The sequence below is a fragment of the Streptomyces sp. NPDC126497 genome, from assembly GCF_040302425.1.
Lineage (GTDB): Bacteria > Actinomycetota > Actinomycetes > Streptomycetales > Streptomycetaceae > Streptomyces.
Window position 1 is genome coordinate 16970 of the sequence record NZ_JBEORT010000021.1, and the last position, 19234, is coordinate 36203.

The 19234-nt window shown below is 74.0% G+C and carries 16 protein-coding genes; 4 read left to right on the forward strand and 12 right to left on the reverse strand.

From position 1 onward, the window contains the following. Positions 1-15: 15 nt before the first annotated feature. The 4 genes from ABTY20_RS12740 to ABTY20_RS12755 form a co-directional block, all read right to left on the reverse strand. Positions 16-2028 carry an ATP-dependent DNA helicase gene (locus tag ABTY20_RS12740; RefSeq protein ID WP_351996996.1) on the reverse strand — a complete coding sequence of 671 codons (2013 nt, stop codon included), beginning with the start codon at positions 2026-2028 and terminating at the stop codon, positions 16-18. A 135-nt stretch (positions 2029-2163) separates the two neighbouring features. Continuing rightward, entirely contained in the window at positions 2164-2835 is a 672-nt protein-coding gene (locus ABTY20_RS12745) for a GNAT family N-acetyltransferase (RefSeq protein WP_351997039.1), read from the reverse strand. Further along, positions 2730-4577, reverse strand: coding sequence for an IucA/IucC family protein (locus ABTY20_RS12750; protein ID WP_351996997.1), 1848 nt, complete (start codon positions 4575-4577; stop codon positions 2730-2732). Before ABTY20_RS12750 ends, ABTY20_RS12745 begins: the two co-directional genes overlap by 106 nt. 34 nt (positions 4578-4611) lie before the next feature. Next, positions 4612-5784 carry an aminotransferase class III-fold pyridoxal phosphate-dependent enzyme gene (locus ABTY20_RS12755; protein ID WP_351996998.1) on the reverse strand — a complete coding sequence of 391 codons (1173 nt, stop codon included), beginning with the start codon at positions 5782-5784 and terminating at the stop codon, positions 4612-4614. Between the two features lie 367 nt (positions 5785-6151). On the opposite strand from ABTY20_RS12755, the gene ABTY20_RS12760 reads away from it, so the two are divergent. Continuing rightward, on the forward strand, positions 6152-7363 hold the full coding sequence (locus ABTY20_RS12760) for a trypsin-like serine peptidase (RefSeq protein WP_351996999.1): 1212 nt from the start codon (positions 6152-6154) through the stop codon (positions 7361-7363). Between the two features lie 63 nt (positions 7364-7426). Continuing rightward, the gene (locus ABTY20_RS12765; RefSeq protein ID WP_351997000.1) at positions 7427-7597 is read left to right on the forward strand and encodes a hypothetical protein; all 171 of its coding nucleotides are present in this window, start codon (positions 7427-7429) and stop codon (positions 7595-7597) included. Positions 7598-7657: 60 nt separating this feature from the next. On the opposite strand, the gene hflX is transcribed toward ABTY20_RS12765, so the two are convergent. The 6 genes from hflX to miaA form a co-directional block, all read right to left on the reverse strand. Next, positions 7658-9151 (reverse strand): GTPase HflX, encoded by a 1494-nt coding sequence (gene hflX, locus ABTY20_RS12770; RefSeq protein ID WP_351997001.1) that lies wholly within the window; start codon positions 9149-9151, stop codon positions 7658-7660. 170 nt (positions 9152-9321) lie between these two features. After that, on the reverse strand, positions 9322-10869 hold the full coding sequence (locus ABTY20_RS12775) for a M1 family metallopeptidase (RefSeq protein ID WP_351997002.1): 1548 nt from the start codon (positions 10867-10869) through the stop codon (positions 9322-9324). 121 nt (positions 10870-10990) lie between these two features. After that, positions 10991-13144, reverse strand: a complete 2154-nt coding sequence (locus tag ABTY20_RS12780; RefSeq protein ID WP_351997003.1) for a RelA/SpoT family protein — start codon at positions 13142-13144, stop codon at positions 10991-10993. A gap of 297 nt (positions 13145-13441) precedes the next feature. After that, on the reverse strand, positions 13442-14311 hold the full coding sequence (dapF, locus tag ABTY20_RS12785; protein ID WP_351997004.1) for a diaminopimelate epimerase: 870 nt from the start codon (positions 14309-14311) through the stop codon (positions 13442-13444). Between the two features lie 65 nt (positions 14312-14376). Further along, positions 14377-14880: a hypothetical protein gene (locus ABTY20_RS12790; protein ID WP_351997040.1), complete on the reverse strand. Its 504-nt coding sequence runs from the start codon at positions 14878-14880 to the stop codon at positions 14377-14379. A 107-nt stretch (positions 14881-14987) separates the two neighbouring features. Next, positions 14988-15926, reverse strand: coding sequence for a tRNA (adenosine(37)-N6)-dimethylallyltransferase MiaA (gene miaA / locus ABTY20_RS12795; RefSeq protein ID WP_351997005.1), 939 nt, complete (start codon positions 15924-15926; stop codon positions 14988-14990). A gap of 181 nt (positions 15927-16107) precedes the next feature. Here miaA and ABTY20_RS12800 point away from each other — a divergent pair, with 181 nt between their 5' ends. Both ABTY20_RS12800 and ABTY20_RS12805 read left to right on the forward strand, forming a co-directional pair. Continuing rightward, entirely contained in the window at positions 16108-16377 is a 270-nt protein-coding gene (locus tag ABTY20_RS12800; protein WP_351997006.1) for a hypothetical protein, read from the forward strand. A gap of 23 nt (positions 16378-16400) precedes the next feature. After that, positions 16401-16670, forward strand: coding sequence for an antitoxin (locus ABTY20_RS12805; RefSeq protein WP_351997007.1), 270 nt, complete (start codon positions 16401-16403; stop codon positions 16668-16670). A gap of 75 nt (positions 16671-16745) precedes the next feature. On the opposite strand, the gene ABTY20_RS12810 is transcribed toward ABTY20_RS12805, so the two are convergent. Then, positions 16746-17462: a class III extradiol dioxygenase subunit B-like domain-containing protein gene (locus tag ABTY20_RS12810; RefSeq protein ID WP_351997008.1), complete on the reverse strand. Its 717-nt coding sequence runs from the start codon at positions 17460-17462 to the stop codon at positions 16746-16748. A gap of 51 nt (positions 17463-17513) precedes the next feature. Continuing rightward, on the reverse strand, positions 17514-19031 hold the full coding sequence (gene miaB / locus ABTY20_RS12815) for a tRNA (N6-isopentenyl adenosine(37)-C2)-methylthiotransferase MiaB (RefSeq protein ID WP_351997009.1): 1518 nt from the start codon (positions 19029-19031) through the stop codon (positions 17514-17516). Positions 19032-19234: the final 203 nt, after the last annotated feature.

Sequence of the window (19234 nt, forward strand, 5' to 3'; positions counted from 1 at the left end):
CGGCACGCCACCCCCTCACTCCGCCGTCGCCCCGCTCTCCGCCCGCCGCGCCGCCGCGTCGATCGCGGCCAGCGACTTCCTGACCTGGTTGCGGTCCGTGGTGTACCAGAAATCGGGCAGCGAGGCCTTCAGATAGCTGCCGTACCGGGCAGTGGCCAGCCGCTGGTCCAGTACGGCCACCACACCCCGGTCCCCCGAGGCACGGACGAGACGGCCCGCGCCCTGTGCCATGAGCAGCGCCGCGTGGGTGGCGGCGACCGCCATGAAGCCGTTGCCGCCGGCTTCCTCCACGGCCTTCTGGCGGGCGCTCATCAGGGGGTCGTCCGGGCGCGGGAAGGGGATCTTGTCCATGACCACCAGCTGGCAGCTGGGACCCGGTACGTCGACGCCCTGCCAGAGCGACAGCGTGCCGAAGAGACAGGTCTTCGGATCGGCCGCGAAGTTCTTGATCAGTTCGCCGAGCGTCTCCTCGCCCTGGAGGAGGATCGGGAACTCCGGGATGCGGGAGCGCAGCTCCTCGGCGGCGAGCTGGGCGGCCCGCATCGAGGAGAACAGCCCCAGGGTGCGGCCGCCCGCGGCCTGGATCAGCTCGGTGAGCTCGTCCAGCATGTCCCCGCGGTCACCGTCACGGGCCGGGCGCGCCAGATGTCTCGCGACGTACAGGATGCCCTGCCGGGGGTAGTCGAACGGCGAGCCGACGTCCACGCCCTTCCACGGGGGGAGGTCATCGTCCTCGGCGCCCTCGGGACCGAGCCCCAGGGACGCCCCCACACCGTTGAAGTCGCCGCCCAGCTTCAGCGTCGCCGAGGTCAGGACCACGGAACGGTCGGTGAAGAGCTTCTCCCGCAACAGCCCCGAGACGGACATGGGGGCGACGCGCAGGGACGCCCCGCTCCATCGATGAGCGGCTCCGCCGCGGGGCTCGTGCCGCTCGTACCAGACGACGTCCCACTCGGAGCCGTTGGTGATGCGCTCCGCCACGTCGTGGACGCTCTCCACGGAGGCCAGCGCCTGCTTGCGGACCGCGTCCTCGTCCTGGACGGATTTGTCGCGGGTGGACCCGATCGCGGAGATGACCGTGCGGCAGGCGTCGCGCAGCGCCATGAGCGCGTAGCCGAGGTCCTCCGGGATCTCCTCCAGCCGGCCCGGAAGGGCCAGCTCCATCAGCCGCTCGAACCCTTCGGCGGCGGTCTGGAGCTGGTCGGCGGCCTTCTCGTCGACCAGCTTCGCGGCGCGCCGCACGGCGCGGTTGACCTGCCCGGGGGTGAGCTCCCCCGTGGCGACTCCGGTGACCCGGGAGACCAGCTCATGGGCCTCGTCGACGATCAGCACCTCGTGCTGCGGGAGGACCGGCGCGCCCTCGATGGCGTCGATCGCGAGCAGGGCGTGGTTGGTGACGACCACCTCGGCCAGCTTGGCGCGCTCCCGTGCCGCCTCGGCGAAGCACTCGGCGCCGTAGGCGCACTTCGTGGCGCCCAGGCACTCCCGCGACGACACCGACACCTGGGACCAGGCCCGGTCGGAGACGCCCGGCGTGAGGTCGTCCCGGTCGCCGGTCTCCGTCTCGTCCGCCCAGTCACGCAGGCGCAGCAGGTCCTGGCCCAGCTTGCTGGTGGGCGCGGCCGCCTCGAACTGGTCGAAGAGGCCCTCCTCCTCGTCCTGCGGCACGCCCTCGTGCAGCCGGTGCAGACACAGGTAGTTGGAGCGGCCCTTGAGCATCGCGAACTCGGGGCGGCGGCGCAGCAGCGGGTGCAGGGACTCCACCGTGCGCGGCAGGTCGCGCTCCACGAGCTGGCGCTGCAGGGCCAGGGTGGCCGTCGCCACCACCACCCGCTCCCCGTGCGCGAGCGCGGGCACCAGGTAGCCCAGCGACTTTCCGGTGCCGGTGCCGGCCTGGACCAGCAGATGGGCTCCGTCGTCGATCGCCTCGGCGACGGCTTCGGCCATGGCCACCTGGCCGGGACGCTCCGTGCCGCCGACCGCGGTGACGGCGGCGTGCAGGAGCTCGGGGAGTGAGGGCTTCGTCATAGCGCGACCACCCTACGGCCCGGCGCTGACATCCGTGCGGCCGCGGTGAGGGCTGGGGACACGATCAGGGCGGGCTCCTCGGGTGCGGAAGGGTTCGGTGCCGAAGCGACCGGGGGACGGCGCGGTGCCGGAGCGTCACAGCAGGTGGCGCACGGCGCGGTCCCGGATCATGAGGGCGGCCCGCTTGGCGGGCAGATCGAGTTCGGCCGAGAAGCGGAAGCCGGCGTTGAGGAAGGCGGTGACGGAGGGGACGTTGCGCAGGTCGGGTTCCGCGACGACGCGCGTCGAGGCGGGCGTGTGGTCGAGGGCGAGGTCGGCGACCGTCCTGAGCAGTACTCCGCCGAGGCCCCGCCCCCGGTCGCCGGCGGCGCCGATGAGGACGTGCAGTCCGGTGTCGTGCGGCCGGGCCGCGTAGTGGCGGGCCAGGGGGTCGCGATCCGCGCGGTAGACCTCCCAGTAGCTCATCGGCGTGCCGTCCAGGACGCCGACGCACGGAACGCTGCGCCCGTCCCCGGCCAGTTGGGCCCGCAGGTGGTCGGCGGTCACGGCCGGCGGCCCGGAGAGCTCCCAGAACACGGCCACGGCGGGGTCGTTCATCCACCGTGCCAGGAGGGGCAGGTCCCTCTCGACCCGGACGGGGACGAGCCGGAACGGGCCGGCGGGAGTGCCGGCCGGGCCCCAGTCGTCGATGTCGCCGGGCGTCACGGGTGCAGGGGGTTGGCGAGGGTGACGTAGACGGACTGGGTGTCGACCGGTCCGACGAGTTCGTCGAGGCCGTGCAGCCGGGTCAGCAGGTTCGCCTTGCAGCGCAGGACGGGTGAGTCGAGCAGCCGGGCGGGCAGCGTGCCGCGGGTGCGGGCCGGTCCGGCGGCGGCTTCGGCCAGGAACCGGCGGAGGACGGCGAGCAGCAGCCGCTCGTCGGCGAGGCGCTGGGAGCCGAAGGCGCCGACGAGACCGAGGACGTTGTTGACGCCCAGGTAGTACGCGAAGCGTTCGTCGGTGACCTCGTCGGGCACGAAGGTGTCGCTGCGCTCGCCGATGCCGGGCAGCAGGGCGTCGAGTTCCGCGCGGCGTGAGGCGCGGAAGTAGTAGCCCTGGTTGTCCCGGTAGCGGCCGCCCACGGGCCAGCCGTCGGCGTCCAGCAGCAGCAGGGTGTTCTGCTGGTGCGCCTCGAGGGCGATGCCGGCCTCTCCGTCCAGCCACAGCACGGGCCGCACCACGTGGTCGAGGTACCGCAGGAACCACTCGGCGGCGACGGCGCCGGAGGGCCGCCCCGTGCGCGCGGTGAGGCGGGTGACGATCTCGGCCAGCCTGGATGCCGTACGGCCGCCGGGGCGGGGGCGCGGCGCGACCAGTCCGGCGACGCAGGCGACGTCGTCGTGCGGCCGGAACGGGTTGTGCCGGATCACCGCGTCGAGTCCGGTCACGGGGTCGCCGGCCGGTGTGTCCACGGCGATCCAGGCCGGGTCCCGGACGATGTCGAAGCCGGGGTGCGCGGCCCGCCACCGCCGGGACAGTCCGGTGCGCAGCAGCCGGTGGACCTCGACGCCCCGGTGGAGCTCCTTGCGGAGGTTCTCCCGGCGGGAGTTGGTGATGCGCAGGCCCAGCGACAGCTTGAGCATGGCCGGGGCGCCGGTGCGGTGGACGGTGCGGACGGAGGAGGTGGGGTGCCAGGGGGCGCCGTGCTCGCCGAGGTCGCGGAGCAGCCCGGCGTCCAGCAGGGCGGCGACCTGGGGCCGGTGGCGGACCTGGCGCAGTTGCCAGGGGTGCACGGGCAGCGCCGCGTAGCCGTCGGGCAGCGGCAGCCCGGCGCCGGCGAGCCGTGCGGTGAGGCGGTCCGCGGGGACGGGCCGTCCGCGCTCGGTCCAGGCGGAGTCGGTGGCCAGCAGCGACGGGGCGACGGCCACCCAGTGCAGGGGGAAGGAGCCGCGCGACTCGGGCGAGTACCGCCGTGCCTCGGCGTCGGAGAGTCCCTCGCGGCTCTTCGGGTCCGGGTGCAGCGGATGCCCGAGGACGAGTGCCTGTTCGGCGGCGAGGAAGAGGTCGGCACGGTCGGCCGGGTGCGTGCGCCGGTCGCCGACGAAGGCGGCGGTGCGCCGTACGGAGTCGGCGACGCGCGCGACCAGGTCGGTGCCGTCGCCGGCCGGCGCACCCGCCGGCTCCGGGAGGCCGGTGTCCTCCCGGCCAAGGAGGGCGGCGAGCAGCACGGCGTCGACGGGCGGGGCGGGCTCCGGCGCGTCGGCCAGACGGGGCGGGCCGAAGCGGTGCCAGCCCGTGGGGGACCGGTACAGGACGGGTACGAGCAGGGCCGTGCCGCTGGCCGGCAGGGGCAGGCACAGCAGGCCGCCGTCCGGGACACGGAGGCCGGTCTCGCGTACCCAGCAGCGCAGCAGGTTCTCCGTGGCCGCCGCCTGGGCCGCACTGTGCGGGTCGGGGTGGTCCAGGGGGCAGGCGCCGGCGTCCTCGGACGGGTCGGCGTCGGGCGGCTTCCCCTGCCGGCGCGGGAGCGGGGAGCCGGTGCGGTCGGCGGGTGCGGGGGTCGTGTGCAAGGCGGATCCTCGTGGGGGGGTGCCGGGGGTGGGGTCAGCCCGTCCGTGCCGGACGGGCTCCGGGGAGGCCGGGCTCCCGGTGCGTGGTGTGGCGGTGCGCGCGGCCCCGGGCCGCCGCGTGGAGGGCGTCGGCGAGTCGGTCCAGGACCGCGGCCGCCTGTTCCCCGGTGATCGTCAGGGGCGGCAGCAGGCGCACGACGTTCGCGCGGGGGCCGCCGACGTCGACGATCAGCCCCCGTCGCAGGCACTCCCGCCGCACGGCGGCCGCGAGTCCGGGCGCGGCGGGGTGGGAGGGGCACGGGTCGTCGGGCGGCGCTTCCGGGTCCACCACGTCGACCCCGATCATCAGCCCCCGCCCCCGCACGTCCCCCACGCAGGCGAGCTCACCGGCGAGGGTCCGGAGCCGGTCCAGCAGGACGGCGCCCAGGGCGGCCGCGTGTCCGGCGAGGCCGTTCTCGCGGATGTGGGCGAGGGTCGCCGTGCCCGCGGCCATGGCGAGCTGGTTGCCGGGGTGGGCGGGGGGACCGGGCGGGTCGAGGTCGTCGCGGTGGACCACGGCGGCCAGCGGGAGGCCGCCCCCGATCGCCCCGGACAGCACCATCGCGTCCGGTGCGGTGCCGCTCCGCTCCACCGCCCAGAAGGTGCCGGTCCGCCCGAGCCCGGTGAGTGTCTCGTCGACGATCAGCGGGACGGACCGGTCGGCCGTGAACCGTCCCGGCCGGGCGTCCGGCGCCGGATCCACGATCACCCCGGACGGAACGCGTCCGTGGGGCGCGGTGTCCTCGGGCACGGACTCCGGCCGGTGGGCGGCGGGTCCGGCTTCGTGCTCGTCGTCCACGGCCCGCCCGGTCGTCCTCCGTACGAGTCGGAGGGCGGTCGCCACCGCGTCGTCGCGGCTCGGTCCGCAGAGGCGCACGTGGGCGTGCCGGGCGAGCCCGGGCGGCAGGGTGCGCGACAGTTCGGTGACGAAGGCGTCCTCCACCGGGGTCGCCGGGCCGGGGGCGTGGAGCGGCGCGCCGGAGTCGATGATGCCGCGGATCGCCTCCAGCACGACGGGGTGGTTGTGCCCGAGGGCGAGGGTGCCCGCCCCGGAGAGGCAGTCCAGGTAGCGCCGGCCGTCCGCGCCCTCGACGGTCATCCCGCGCGCCCGCACCGGAACGATCGGCAGGGCACCGCTCCCCCGCCCCTCGTACGTGGATTCCGCCACCGTCCTTCGTCCTCCCCTGTGTCCCCGCCGGACCACGGCACGGGGGGTCCGCGTGCGGGCGGCGGGCCTCCCACCGCTACCAACCGCGGACCGCCCGCCGGGTTACGGGTTGTTCCGCCGATGCGCGGCCCCGTGCGCCGGCGGCTCCAGGGGCCGACGGCCTCAAACCGGCGCTTCCCCGGACGATCGGCCAGGTCAGGCGGCTTGTAGCCGAACCGTTGCCGTTCCGTCGGACGTCCCCCATGGCGAACGCATAGTGTGTGGTGCCGTTCCCGAAGGCCGTCGGAACGCCCGCGGGATCCGGTCCGGATCCCGGCGGGACCACGGCCGAAGCACCAGATCCGTTCGTTCCAGGGGGAGTCAGATCATGCGATCCATACGGCCGTCGTCCACCGCTCGCCGAGGGGGGCGGGCGCGCCGGACCTCCCCCGTTCTGACCGCCGTCGCGCTCGCCTCGGCGCTCGCCCTCACCGCCACCGCCTGCGACACGGGGGGCACCGACGCGAGCGCCGAGACCTCCGCGGCCGCCGACGACGGCAAGTTCAAGATCCCGGACGACATCAAGGACCGGCTCAAGGAGCACGGGATCGACATCGACAAGTGGAAGGACGGCGCCTGGAAGGACTGGAGCAAGGACGACTGGCTGCGCGAGGCCGAGGACTTCGTCAACCCGATCATCGAGGACCTGTGGAACCCGGACCGCATGCGGGACGCCGAGGAGCCGGACCAGCAGGTCGACGAGAGCGACCTCTCCGGTGACCAGGGCGTGACGGACCCGACTCCGCAACCGGTGCGGGCGGAGGCGATGTCGCCGTCCTACCACGCCAACGCCCCCACGGCGGGCAAGGTGTTCTTCGACTCGCCCGAGGGCACGATGGTCTGCTCGGCCACGGTGGTGCAGGACCCGGCCAACCCGGGCAAGTCCAACATGGTGTGGACGGCCGGCCACTGTGTGCACGCGGGCAAGAAGGGCGGCTGGTACCGCAACATCGCCTTCGTGCCGTCGTACAACGACGCGGGCAGGTCGGCGAAGGAGCTGGAGACCGCCACGAAGGAGGAGATCGCCCCGTACGGCGTCTGGTGGGGGGACTGGGCGCAGACCTCGGACCAGTGGATCGAGCAGGGCGGTGCCACCGGCGGTGACGGCGCCTCGTACGACTTCGCGGTCATCCATGTGACGCCGGAGAAGGGCGGGAACGGCAAGTCGCTGGAGGAGACGGTCGGTTCGGCGCTTCCTGTGGACTTCGACGCTCCCGCGGTGCCGGAGGCGGGGGAGCTGACGGCGATCGGTTACCCGGCCGCCCCGCCGTACGACGGCCAGACGCTGTACCGCTGCCAGGACGAGCCCGGACGGCTGTCGCTCGCCGAGTCGGACCCGACGATGTACCGCATCGGGTGCAGCATGACCGCCGGTTCGTCCGGTGGCGGCTGGGTCGCCACGGGGTCGGACGGAAAGCCGGCGCTGGTGTCCAACACCTCCATCGGCCCGGTGACGGCGGGCTGGCTGGCCGGTCCGCGGCTGGGCGACGTGGCCAAGGGCGTGTACGACGCGGTCAGCGGGAAGTTCGCCGGTCGGTGACCGGCTCCGTCCGGTCCCGCGTCGTCGCGCGCGGGACCGGACGGGGCGGCGTACGACTACGCCGTGCCGCACGCGAAGCCGAAGCAGGGCTCGAGGTCCCCGGGGGAGACGGTCGGCGCCGCGCCGGACGTGGACTTCTCCGCGCCGGCCGCGACGGAGGCGGGCGAGACGGGGGCCCGGGGCCACCCGGCCGCGCCCGAGCGGGACCTACGGCGACCGGTGATCCGCGCGTGACGAAGGCCCGCCCCCCGCTCACGGCGGGGGGGGGCGGGCCTTCGCGGTGCCGCGGGCGGCTCAGCCGGCCGGGGTGGGAACGTACGGCGCGAGTTCCGCCGCCAGCTCCTCGTGCACCCGGACCTTGAGCAGGGTGCCCTCCGGGGTGTGCTCCTCGGAGATCACCTCGCCCTCGTCATGGGCGCGGGCGACCAGCTTGCCGTGGGTGTAGGGCACGAGCGCCTCGATCTCCACGGACGGGCGGGGCAGCTCGCTGTCGATCAGCGCGAGCAGCTCCGGGATGCCCCGGCCGGTGCGGGCCGAGACCGCGATGGAGCGCTTCTCCACCCGCAGCAGCCGCTGGAGCGTCAGCGGGTCGGCCGCGTCGGCCTTGTTGATCACGACGATCTCGGGCACGTCGGTGGCGCCGACGTCCCTGATCACCTCGCGCACCGCGGCCAGCTGCTCCTCGGGGACCGGGTGCGAGCCGTCCACCACGTGCAGGATCAGGTCGGCGTCGCCGACCTCCTCCATGGTGGAGCGGAACGCCTCGACCAGGTGGTGCGGCAGGTGCCGGACGAAGCCGACGGTGTCGGCCAGCGTGTACAGCCGGCCGCTCGGGGTCTCGGCCCGGCGCACGGTCGGGTCGAGGGTCGCGAACAGGGCGTTCTCGACCAGGACGCCCGCACCCGTGAGGCGGTTGAGCAACGAGGACTTGCCGGCGTTGGTGTAGCCCGCGATGGCCACGGACGGCACCTTGTGGCGCTTGCGCTCCTGGCGCTTGATCTCGCGGCCGGTCTTCATCTCCGCGATCTCCCGGCGCATCTTCGCCATCTTCTCGCGGATCCGGCGCCGGTCCGTCTCGATCTTGGTCTCACCGGGGCCGCGGGTGGCGAGGCCGCCGCCCTTGCCGCCGCCCATCTGCCGGGACAGCGACTGGCCCCAGCCGCGCAGCCGCGGCAGCATGTACTGCATCTGCGCGAGCGCGACCTGCGCCTTGCCCTCTCGGGACTTGGCGTGCTGGGCGAAGATGTCGAGGATCAGGGCCGTACGGTCGATGACCTTGACCTTGACGACGTCCTCGAGGTGGATCAGCTGACCGGGACTGAGCTCACCGTCGCAGATGACGGTGTCCGCGCCCGTGTCGAGCACGATGTCGCGCAGTTCCTCGGCCTTGCCGGAGCCGATGTAGGTGGCGGCGTCGGGCTTGTCGCGGCGCTGGATCACGCCGTCGAGGACGAGGGCGCCGGCCGTCTCCGCGAGGGCGGCGAGCTCGGCCAGGGAGTTCTCCGCGTCCTGTACGGTTCCCGAGGTCCACACCCCGACGAGCACGACCCGCTCCAGGCGGAGCTGCCGGTACTCGACCTCGGTGACGTCCTCGAGCTCGGTGGAGAGGCCCGCGACACGGCGCAGGGCCGCGCGCTCGGAGCGGTCGAACTGGTCGCCGTCCCGCTCTCCGTCGATGTCGAGGCTCCAGGCGACGTCCTCTTCCATCAGGGCATCGGCCCGAAGACCCTCGGGGTAGGTGTGCGCGAGGCGCTTGGTGTCCTGGGAAGGGGAAGAAGAGGAGGTCATTGGGTCCTTACGTCGTCGGTAAACCTTCTGCGGTGACGGAGCCGGTCCGTGGGACCCTCCGTCACTGTCACTGTCCACAACGTCCGGGACGCCCGGGAGATTCCCGCGTCCCGTGCTGTGCTGTGCGGACCTGACGATGGTCGCACGGTACGGCTCGTCTCGTCACCGTGTTATTCCCGGCTTCCGCCCGGTCCACGCACGGGCGGGACCGGCCGCCGGGCGGGCGTCGCGGACCGGGCCGCGGAGGTCCATTCCGGGTGGCCGGGCATCGGCGGGGTCGTGGCCCCGTACAGCCAGGGGTGCAGGAAGCCGGTCAGGTCGCGTCCGGCGGTGCGGGACGCGAGGCGGACGAAGTCGGCGGTGGCGGCCGTGCCGTCCCGGTGGCGGGCGGCCCAGTCGCGCTCCAGGCGTTCGAAGGCGGCGCGGCCGATCTCCTCGCGCAGGGCGTACAGCACGAGCGCGGCGCCGGAGTACACGTTCGGCCGGAAGATGCCGATCTTCCGGCCGGGCCCCGGGGGATTCGGCGCGGCGGGCGGTCCGCCGGCCGCGCGCCAGCCGTCGGACGCCTCGTAGGCGGCCCTCATCCGCGCCTCGAGGGTCCTGCCGCCCCGCTCCTGCGCGTACAGCGCCTCGTACCAGGTGGCGTGTCCCTCGTTGAGCCACAGATCGGACCAGGTGCGGGGGCCGACGCTGTTGCCGAACCACTGGTGGGCCAGCTCGTGCACCATGATCGACTCGACGTACCAGGCGGGGAGGGCGGGATCGGTGAACAGGTCCCGTTCGAAGAGGGAGAGGGTCTGGGTCTCCAGCGCGAACCCGGTGGTCGCGTCGGCCAGGAGCAGGCCGTAGGTCTCGAACGGGTAGCGGCCGGCCCTCTCCTCCATCCAGGAGATCTGGGCGGGGGTCCTGGCCAGCCAGGGTTCGAGCTCCGCGCGGTGCGCGGCGGGGACGACGTCCCGCAGGGGCAGTCCGTGCGGTCCTGTGCGGTGCACGACGGTGGAGCGGCCGATGGAGACCTGGGCGAGTTCGGTGGCCATGGGATGACGGGTCCGGTACGTCCGGGTGACGGCCCCGCGCGTGCGGCCGACGCCGGCGGGCAGGCCGTTCGCGACGGCCGTGTGGCCGTCGGGGGCGGTGACGCGGAAGGTGAACATCGCCTTGTCGGAGGGGTGGTCGTTGCACGGGAACACCAGGTGGGCGGCGTCGGCCTGGTTGGCCATGGCGAGGCCGTCCGCGGTGCGCACCCAGCCGCCCTCGCGGTCCCCGGTGGTCACGGGGTCGCTGGTGTGCCGGACGGTGACGCGGATCCGCTCGCCTTTCTCCAGCGCGTCACCGGGCGTGATCACCAGGTCCTCCCCGGCGCCGGTGAAGCCGGCCGGATCGCCGTCGACCTCGACGGAGCGGACCGTGCCGTGGGCGAAGTCGAGGTTGATCCGCTCCAGGACGGCGGTGAGGCGGGCGTCGATCGTGGTGACGGCTTCGAGCGGCCGGTCGTTGCGGCCGGGGTAGTCGAGGGCGATGTCGTACGCCAGCACGTCGTACCCGGGGTTGCCCAGGTGCGGGAAGAGACGGTCACCGATGCCGAGGGGGGCGGCGGGGGCATCCGCGGCGACCAGACAGACGGAGACGGCGGAGGCGAGCAGCGCCGTGGCCGTCCGGCGGTGACGCGCGCGACCGGTCCCGGGGCGGGAGGTCTGTCGGCGGGAGGTGGGCAGCATGCCCCACGGCTATCAGCGCGCGCGGGCGCCGTGGCGACGGCGCGCTTCCGAGCCACTCGGTCGGGTCATCACACCGCGGGGTCGGGGTGTCGGCCGCCGACGCCTTCGGGTGAGGCCCGGGTCAGATCCCCGGGGCCTGTGCCCGGGCCCGGCTCACGTCGTACACGCCGGCCACCTTGCGCATCGCGCGCATGAGGGCGGGGAGGTGGGCGGCGTCCGGCAGCTGCACGGTGTAGGTGTGCCGTACCTGCTGCCGGTCCGGGGGTTCGACGGTCGCGGAGACGATCTCGGCGCCTTCGGCGGCCATGGCCTCGGTGAGGTCCGCGAGCAGGTGCGGGCGGACGAACGATTCCGCGACCAGCGTGACCCGGCACTCCGCGCCCTCCCCCCAGCGCACGCCGACCTCCGCGCGCCCCGCGCTCTTCATGCGCTCCACCGCCGCGCACTCGGTCCGGTGCACGGTGACCGCCCCTCCGCGCACGGCGAAGCCGGTCACCTCGTCGGGCGGTACGGGCGTACAGCAGCCGGCCAGCCGTACGGTCGCGCCGGCCCGGTCGGCCAGGACCCGGGCGGCGGTGGGACGGCCGGGGACCGGCTCCGGTGACGGGGCCGGGTCCTCGGGCCGGGGCCGGGCGGCCTCCTCCGGTCCGGTCCCGGGCGTCCCGTCCTGTGCGGGGTGGGCGGCCAGCCACCGCTGGATGGCGATCCGCGCGGCGGGCGTGTGGGCGTGCTCCAGCCACTCCCTGGAGGGCTCGGAGGCCGTGTCCTGGCCCATCAGCAGCTGGACGGCGTCGCCGTCCTTGAGGACGGTGCTCAGCGTCGCCAGACGCCCGTTGACCCTGGCCCCGATGCACGCGTGGGCGTCCTCGCCGTACTGCGCGTAGGCGGCGTCCACGCAGGTCGCCCCCTCGGGGAGGCCCAGGGTGCCCCCGTCGGGGCGGAAGACGGTGATCTCGCGGTCCTGGGCGAGGTCCTCGCGCAGCGTGGACCAGAAGGTGTCGGGGTCGGGCGCGGCCCGCTGCCACTCCAGCAGCCGGGAGAGCCAGCCGGGCCGGGTGGGGTCGACGCGTTCCCCGTCGCCCGTGGACTGCTCCTCCGGCGGGGTGGCGTAGGGGTTGCCGAGGGCGACGACGCCCGCCTCGGCGACCTTGTGCATCCGGTGGGTGCGGATGAGGACCTCGACGAGCCGGCCGTCCTCGCCGGCCACGGCGGTGTGCAGCGACTGGTACAGGTTGAACTTCGGTACGGCGATGAAGTCCTTGAACTCCGAGACCACGGGCGTCATGCAGGTGTGCAGCTCGCCCAGGACGCCGTAGCAGTCGGCGTCCTCGTTCACCAGGACCAGCAGCCGGCCGAAGTCGGCGCCGCGCAGGGTCCCGCGCTTGCGGGACACACGGTGCACGGAGACGAAGTGGCGCGGGCGGATGAGGACTTCGGCGGTGATGTCGGCCTCGCGGAGCACCCTGCGCACCTCGTCGGCGGTCTCGGCGAGCGGGTCGTCCCGACGGGCGGCGTTGCGGACGACCAACTCCCGTGTGCGCGCGTACTCCTCGGGGTGGAGGATGGCGAAGACCAGGTCCTCCAGCTCGGTCTTGAGCGCCTGGACGCCGAGCCGTTCGGCGAGCGGGATGAGCACGTCACGTGTCACCTTGGCGATGCGTTCCTGCTTCTCGGGGCGCATCACGCCGAGGGTGCGCATGTTGTGCAGCCGGTCGGCGAGTTTGATCGACATCACGCGGACGTCGTTGCCGGTGGCGACGAGCATCTTGCGGAAGGTCTCGGGCTCGGCGGCGGCGCCGTAGTCGACCTTCTCCAGCTTGGTGACCCCGTCGACGAGGTAACGCACCTCCTCGCCGAACTGCTCCCCCACCTGGTCCAGCGTCACCTCCGTGTCCTCGACGGTGTCGTGGAGCAGGGAGGCGGTCAACGTCGTGGTCTCGGCACCGAGTTCGGCGAGGATCAGGGTCACCGCGAGCGGGTGCGTGATGTACGGCTCACCGCTCTTGCGCATCTGGCCGCGATGGGACGACTCGGCCAGCAGATAGGCGCGGCGCAGGGGTTCGAGGTCGGCGTCGGGATGGTGGGCGCGGTGGGCGTCGACGACGTGCCCGATGGCGTCGGGGAGCCGGTCGCGGGCGGTGGTGCCGAGGAGCGCGGCACGGCCCAGTCGGCGCAGGTCGAGCCGGGGGCGGGCCTTTCTGCGGAACCCCGTGGGCGTGGCGTGACCAGAGGTCACGGGGCCTGGGGTCGCAGGATTCGCGGCCTCCGCGTTCATGTGGCACCTCCGGCTGCGTGGACCGGCGGACGGCGCGCCCCAGGGCGGACTCGGGCTCGGGAGGCGGTGTTCGTCCCCGTCCGGGCCGGTGCTTGATGCTACCGAGCCGGCCCCCCGGAGCCGACCGCCTCCGGCCGAGCGTGAAACGGATCACCCCATTGAGCGAAGGCCCGCCGGGGTCCTTTTCACGCCGCCGGAGCGACGGTCCTCCATGATCTTGAAGGTGAACACGCCTCCGGTCCTGCGAATGCGCTCACCGGGCGGGCCGGAGGCTGCGGTACCGAGCCGGCGCTCCGCTCAGCGCAGGGCGTTCTCCAGCCACTCGGGCTCGATCACACCCTCGGCGACGATCACCGCCGGACCGGTCATCTCGATCTCGCCGTCGGGCCGCTCGGTGATCACGAGGGTGCCGCCGGGCACCTCCACGGTGTACGTCGCCGGGGTGCCGGTGACGCCCGGGTCGGCGCCGTCACGGCGGGCGGCGGCGACGGCGACCGCGCACGCGCCCGTGCCGCAGGAGCGGGTCTCGCCGGCCCCGCGCTCGTGCACCCGCAGCGCCACGTGCCGCGGGCCGCGGTCGACGACGAACTCCACGTTCACGCCGTCCGGGTAGGCGGCGGCCGGGCTGAAGGGGGGCGGGGCGTACAGGTCACCGGCGTGGGCGAGGTCGTCCACGAAGGCCACCGCGTGCGGGTTGCCCATGTTCACGTTCCGTGCCGGCCAGCTGCGCCCGCCGACGCTCACGGTGACCTCGCCCTCGGGGAACAGCGCCTTGCCCATGCCGACGGTGATGTCACCGTCCTTGGCGATGCGCACGGTCTTCACCCCCCCGCGCGTGGCGACGGCGACGTCCCCCGCGGCCACGTGTCCGGCGCGCTGGAGGTAGCACGCGAACACCCGCACACCGTTGCCGCACATCTCCGCGATCGAGCCGTCGCCGTTGCGGTAGTCCATGAACCACTCGGCCTCGGCCGCCATGGCCCGGGCCTCGGGGTGGGCGGCGGACCGCACCACGTGCAGCAGTCCGTCGCCGCCGATGCCCGCGCGGCGGTCGCACAGGGCGGCGACGGCGGCCGGGGACAGGTCGACGGTGTTCTCGGGGTCCGGGACGATCACGAAGTCGTTCTCCGTGCCGTGTCCCTTGAGGAAGGCGAACCGCGTGCTCATTCCTCGATCCTACGGGGCGCCGGCGACCGCGCGGCGTCGCCGGTGGACCACCGCGCCCGAGGGCCTCAGCGGAGCCGTGCCACCCGCCACACCGCCAGGGCCACCACCGCGGCGACCATCACGGCGTAGGCGGCCACGACCCGCCAGTCGGGTCTGCGTCCGGATCCCCGGGGCGGCAGACCCGGCCAGGTGGAACCCACCCTGCGGGCGGCCATCATGCCCCAGCCGGCCGCGCAGGAGCAGATCAGCAGCCCCAGCATGGCGATCACCGCGCCGCTGTCGCCGAAGTCGAAGGCGAGCGGGAAGGCGAACATCAGGGAGCCGACCGCGGCCAGTGCGACGATGGGCGCGAGCTGCCAGATGCGCAGCCGACGCTGCGGGCGCAGCTCGACCTCGACCTCGTCGCCGCCCGCGAACATCTCGTCCGGCTCGGGGCCGTCGTCGGTCACCCCGCCCTGCGTCTCGTCCGGCCCGTCCGGGCTGAGACGGCTGGTCTCCTGCTCCGGCACACCCTGCTCGGTGGTGAGGTGCTCGGTGCTGTGTGCGGTGTCACGAGGGCCGGCCTCCATCGCCACGCGCCCTCCCAACTAGGACTCCACTGGTCGATCGAAGCTCGATGATGGCACGGCGCCGCAGGGCCGGATGACGGCCTGGGCGTCCCGATGCCATGACGTGATCAGGCTGTAACCGGTCGTTCGACCAACGACAACGCGAGCTGCGGAAGTTCCGTCAGGTCCGCCGCGGCCCCACTCAACCAGTGCACCCGGGGATCGCGCCTGAACCACGAATCCTGACGGCGCGCGAAGCGCTTGGTGGCACGGACGGTCTCGGACCGCGCCTCCTCGAGGGTGCACTCCCCGGCGAGCGCCGCGAGCACCTGCTGGTAGCCGAGCGCACGCGACGCCGTGCGCCCCTGGCGCAACCCCTGCGCCTGGAGTGCGCGCACTTCCTCCACGAGACCGGCCTCCCACATCCGGTCGACCCGGCGGGCGATGCGCTCGTCCAGTTCGGGACGGCTCACGTCGACGCCGATCTGGAGGGTGTCGTAGACCGAGTCGTGGCCCGGGAGGTTGGCCGTGAAGGGCTGCCCGGTGATCTCGATGACCTCGAGCGCGCGGACGATACGGCGGCCGTTGCCCGGCAGGATCGCCCGCGCGGCCTCCGGGTCCGCCGCGGCGAGGCGCGCGTGCAGCGCCCCCGGTCCGCGCAGGGTGAGCTCCTCCTCCAGGCGGGCCCTGACCTCGGGGTCGGTGCCCGGGAACTCCAGGTTGTCGACGGCGCCGCGGACGTAGAGGCCGGAACCGCCGACCAGGACGGGCCAGCGCCCCTCGGCGAGCAGCGCGTCGATCCGCTCCCGGGCCAGCCGCTGGTACTCGGCGACGGACGCGGTGACGGTGACGTCCCAGACGTCCAGCAGGTGGTGCGGGACTCCGCCGCGCTCCTCGGGCGTCAGCTTGGCGGTGCCGATGTCCATCCCCCGGTAGAGCTGCATGGAGTCGGCGTTGACGACTTCGCCGCCGAGCCGCTGGGCCAGGAAGACGCCCAGATCGGACTTTCCGGCCGCGGTGGGTCCGACGACGGCGATGACGCGGGGGGCAAGGGGTGCGCTGCTCACTGATCCAGTCTCGCAAACCTCCCGCACCGCTCTCGAACGGGTTACGTGACGCGGCGGTCACCGGGTCGTTGCCCGTTGCGAGGTTCCTGCCGCCGGATCACGGGGCGGCGGCCCGGGTCGCACGAACGGGCACACCGGGCGGCGCGGGACGTCGCCCGCACGAGTAACGTATGGAGTGGACATGGGTGTTTTTGCACGGATTTTCCGGAGGTCGAAGACCACGGAGGGGACGGGGACCGCGAAGGCCCGGACCGGTGAGGCGGCGGCCGGGACCGGTGCGGGGGACGCGGCCGGAACCGCGGAGTCCGAGGAGGCGGCCGGGGCCCCGGGGAGCACCGGGCCGGCGGAGGAGGAGGCCGGCGGGGTCACCGGCACCGACACCGTCGAGATCCCCCAGCAGCAGTCCGCCGAGGCGGCCGGCAGCGAGGCCGGCAAGGGCGCCCGCACCTAGACCGCCGCGAGGGAAGGTGTGTCATGGGACTCCTGGACGATCTGAAGGCCAGGGTCGGCCCGGCCAAGGACAGGGTCTCCGGCCTCGCGCACCAGCACGAGGACACGATCCGGCACGGCCTGGACCGGGCCGCGCGGACCGTCGACCAGCGGACCAAGGGCAGGTACAGCGACCGGATCCGGACCGGCACGGACAAGGCCAAGGACGCCGTGGACCGGCTCGCGCACAGGAACGACCCCGGTCCGGGCGCGGGCGGCGCGGCCACCCCGCCGGCCGGGCCGCCCACTTCCTGAGCTGCACACCGGCGGACGGCCGTGGAGCGCGCCGGGGGCTCCCGGCCGTCCGCCGTGTCCTCCCGCGGGGACTTCCTACGTCCAGGTGGCCACGAGGTAGCCGACCCCGTAGGGGGCGTCCTCGTGGAGCAGCGCGCCCTCCAGCCCCGGGTTGCCGGCCGCCGCGCCGGCGAGCACCTGCCAGGGGGCACGGCCGGACACCTTCAGCTCGCGCGCCAGCCCGGTGTCCAGCGCGCGCAGGGCCCCGGTGTCGGCCGCGCCCAGGGCGCGCGCGAGTTCCGCGTCGAAGGGGGCCGCGCGCTCGTCGAGGTAGCCGGGCGCCTTGAGCGTGCGGCACGCGCTGGCGTCCCCCATCACCAGCATCGCGACCCGCTCCGCCCGGCCGGCGACGGCCTCCCCCTCCGCGAGGCACCGCTCGGCCGTGAGCTCCTCCCCCACGGCGATTCCCTCGACGGGGGCGTCCGCCCATCCGGTGCGGCCCAGCAGCCAGGCGCCCACGGCCAGCCCGTACGGGAGTTCCCGCCCGGCCGGCAGGCCCCTGTCCGGTCCCAGCCGTACCTCCAGGCCGACGCCGAAGCCCCGGAAGGACCCGGGGGTGCCCTCCGGGTAGCCGTCGGGGCCGGCACCGTCCCCCGGCCCGACGACCACGAGCAGATCGGGCCGGGCGGCGGCGAGCACGCCCAGCGCGTCCGTGCACGCGGCCCGCGCGGTGTCCAGCTCGGGGGCGGCCCCGGTGGCGACCTCCGGCACGAGCAGCGGCGGGCACGGGCAGACTGCGGCGGCGACAAGCATGATCGACAGCCTACTGCGGCGGCCCGGAACGGCACCCCCGTCCCGGTCCGGTCAGTCGACGGCGCAGCCCCCGGTGGCCGCCGGCAGCGGCTCGGGCACGCCCACCTTGGGCAGGCCGAGCAGTACGCCCGCGGGCCGTGCCGCCTGCTCGGTGTTCCGCTTCTCCCAGGCGTCGCCCGCGCGGGTGCGGCGCACGTCGAGCACCGCGCCCTCGGCGAGGAGGTGGTGCGGGGCGGCGTAGGTGATCTCGACGGTGACCACGTCGCCGGGGCGCACCTCCTGCTCCGGCTTGGTGAAGTGCACCAGGCGGTTGTCGGGGGCGCGGCCGGAGAGGCGGTGGGTGGCGCCGTCCTTGCGGCCCTCGCCCTCGGCGACCATCAGCTCCAGGGTGCGGCCGACCTGCTTCTTGTTCTCCTCCCAGGAGATCTCCTCCTGGAGGGCGACGAGCCGCTCGTAGCGCTCCTGGACGACCTTCTTGGGGATCTGGCCGTCCATCTCGGCGGCCGGGGTGCCGGGACGCTTGGAGTACTGGAAGGTGAACGCCTGGGCGAAGCGGGCCTCGCGCACCACGTGCAGGGTCTGCTCGAAGTCCTCCTCGGTCTCGCCGGGGAAGCCCACGATGATGTCGGTGGTGATCGCCGCGTGCGGGATGGCGGCACGGACCTTCTCGATGATGCCGAGGAAGCGCTCCTGCCGGTAGGAGCGGCGCATCGCCCTCAGGACGGTGTCGGAGCCGGACTGCAGCGGCATGTGGAGCTGCGGCATCACGTTCGGCGTCTCGGCCATGGCGGCGATGACGTCGTCGGTGAAGTCCCGCGGGTGCGGCGAGGTGAAGCGGACCCGCTCCAGGCCGTCGACCTTCCCGCAGGCCCGCAGCAGCTTGCTGAACGCCTCGCGGTCGCCGATGTCGGAACCGTACGCGTTGACGTTCTGGCCGAGCAGGGTGATCTCGGAGACGCCCTCGCCCACCAGGGCCTCGATCTCGGCGAGGACGTCGCCGGGGCGGCGGTCCTTCTCCTTGCCGCGCAGCGCCGGGACGATGCAGAAGGTGCAGGTGTTGTTGCAGCCGACGGAGATGGAGACCCAGGCCGCGTAGGCGCTCTCGCGCCGGGTGGGCAGCGTGGAGGGGAACGCCTCCAGCGACTCGGCGATCTCGACCTGCGCCTCCTCCTGCACCCGGGCGCGCTCCAGGAGGACGGGCAGCTTGCCGATGTTGTGCGTGCCGAAGACGACGTCGACCCAGGGGGCCCGCTTCACGATGGTGTCGCGGTCCTTCTGCGCGAGGCACCCGCCGACCGCGATCTGCATGCCGGGGCGGCTCGCCTTCTTCGGGGCGAGGTGGCCGAGGTTGCCGTACAGCTTGTTGTCGGCGTTCTCCCGGACGGCGCAGGTGTTGAAGACGACGACGTCCGCGTCGCCGTCGGAGCCCTCGGGGGCGCGGACGTATCCCGCGTCCTCCAGCAGACCGGACAATCGCTCGGAGTCATGGACGTTCATCTGGCACCCGTAGGTGCGTACTTCATAGGTGCGTGTGCCGCCCGCTGACTGGCTCCGGTCGATGCTGCTCATGCCCCTAAGGGTAGGCGGTGCCGCGGACCGCCTCCGCCGTGCGGACGACTTCCCGCCGGGCGGCTGCCCGGCCCGGCCGCGGCGGGACCGTGGGATTCCCGTGCCCGGCACGCGTCACGGGCGTCGGTCGTCCGGGGGGAACGGCCGGCCCCCGTCCTGGGTCACCCGCTCCATGGCCCCGGTCGCGAGCACGGTCAAGGCGG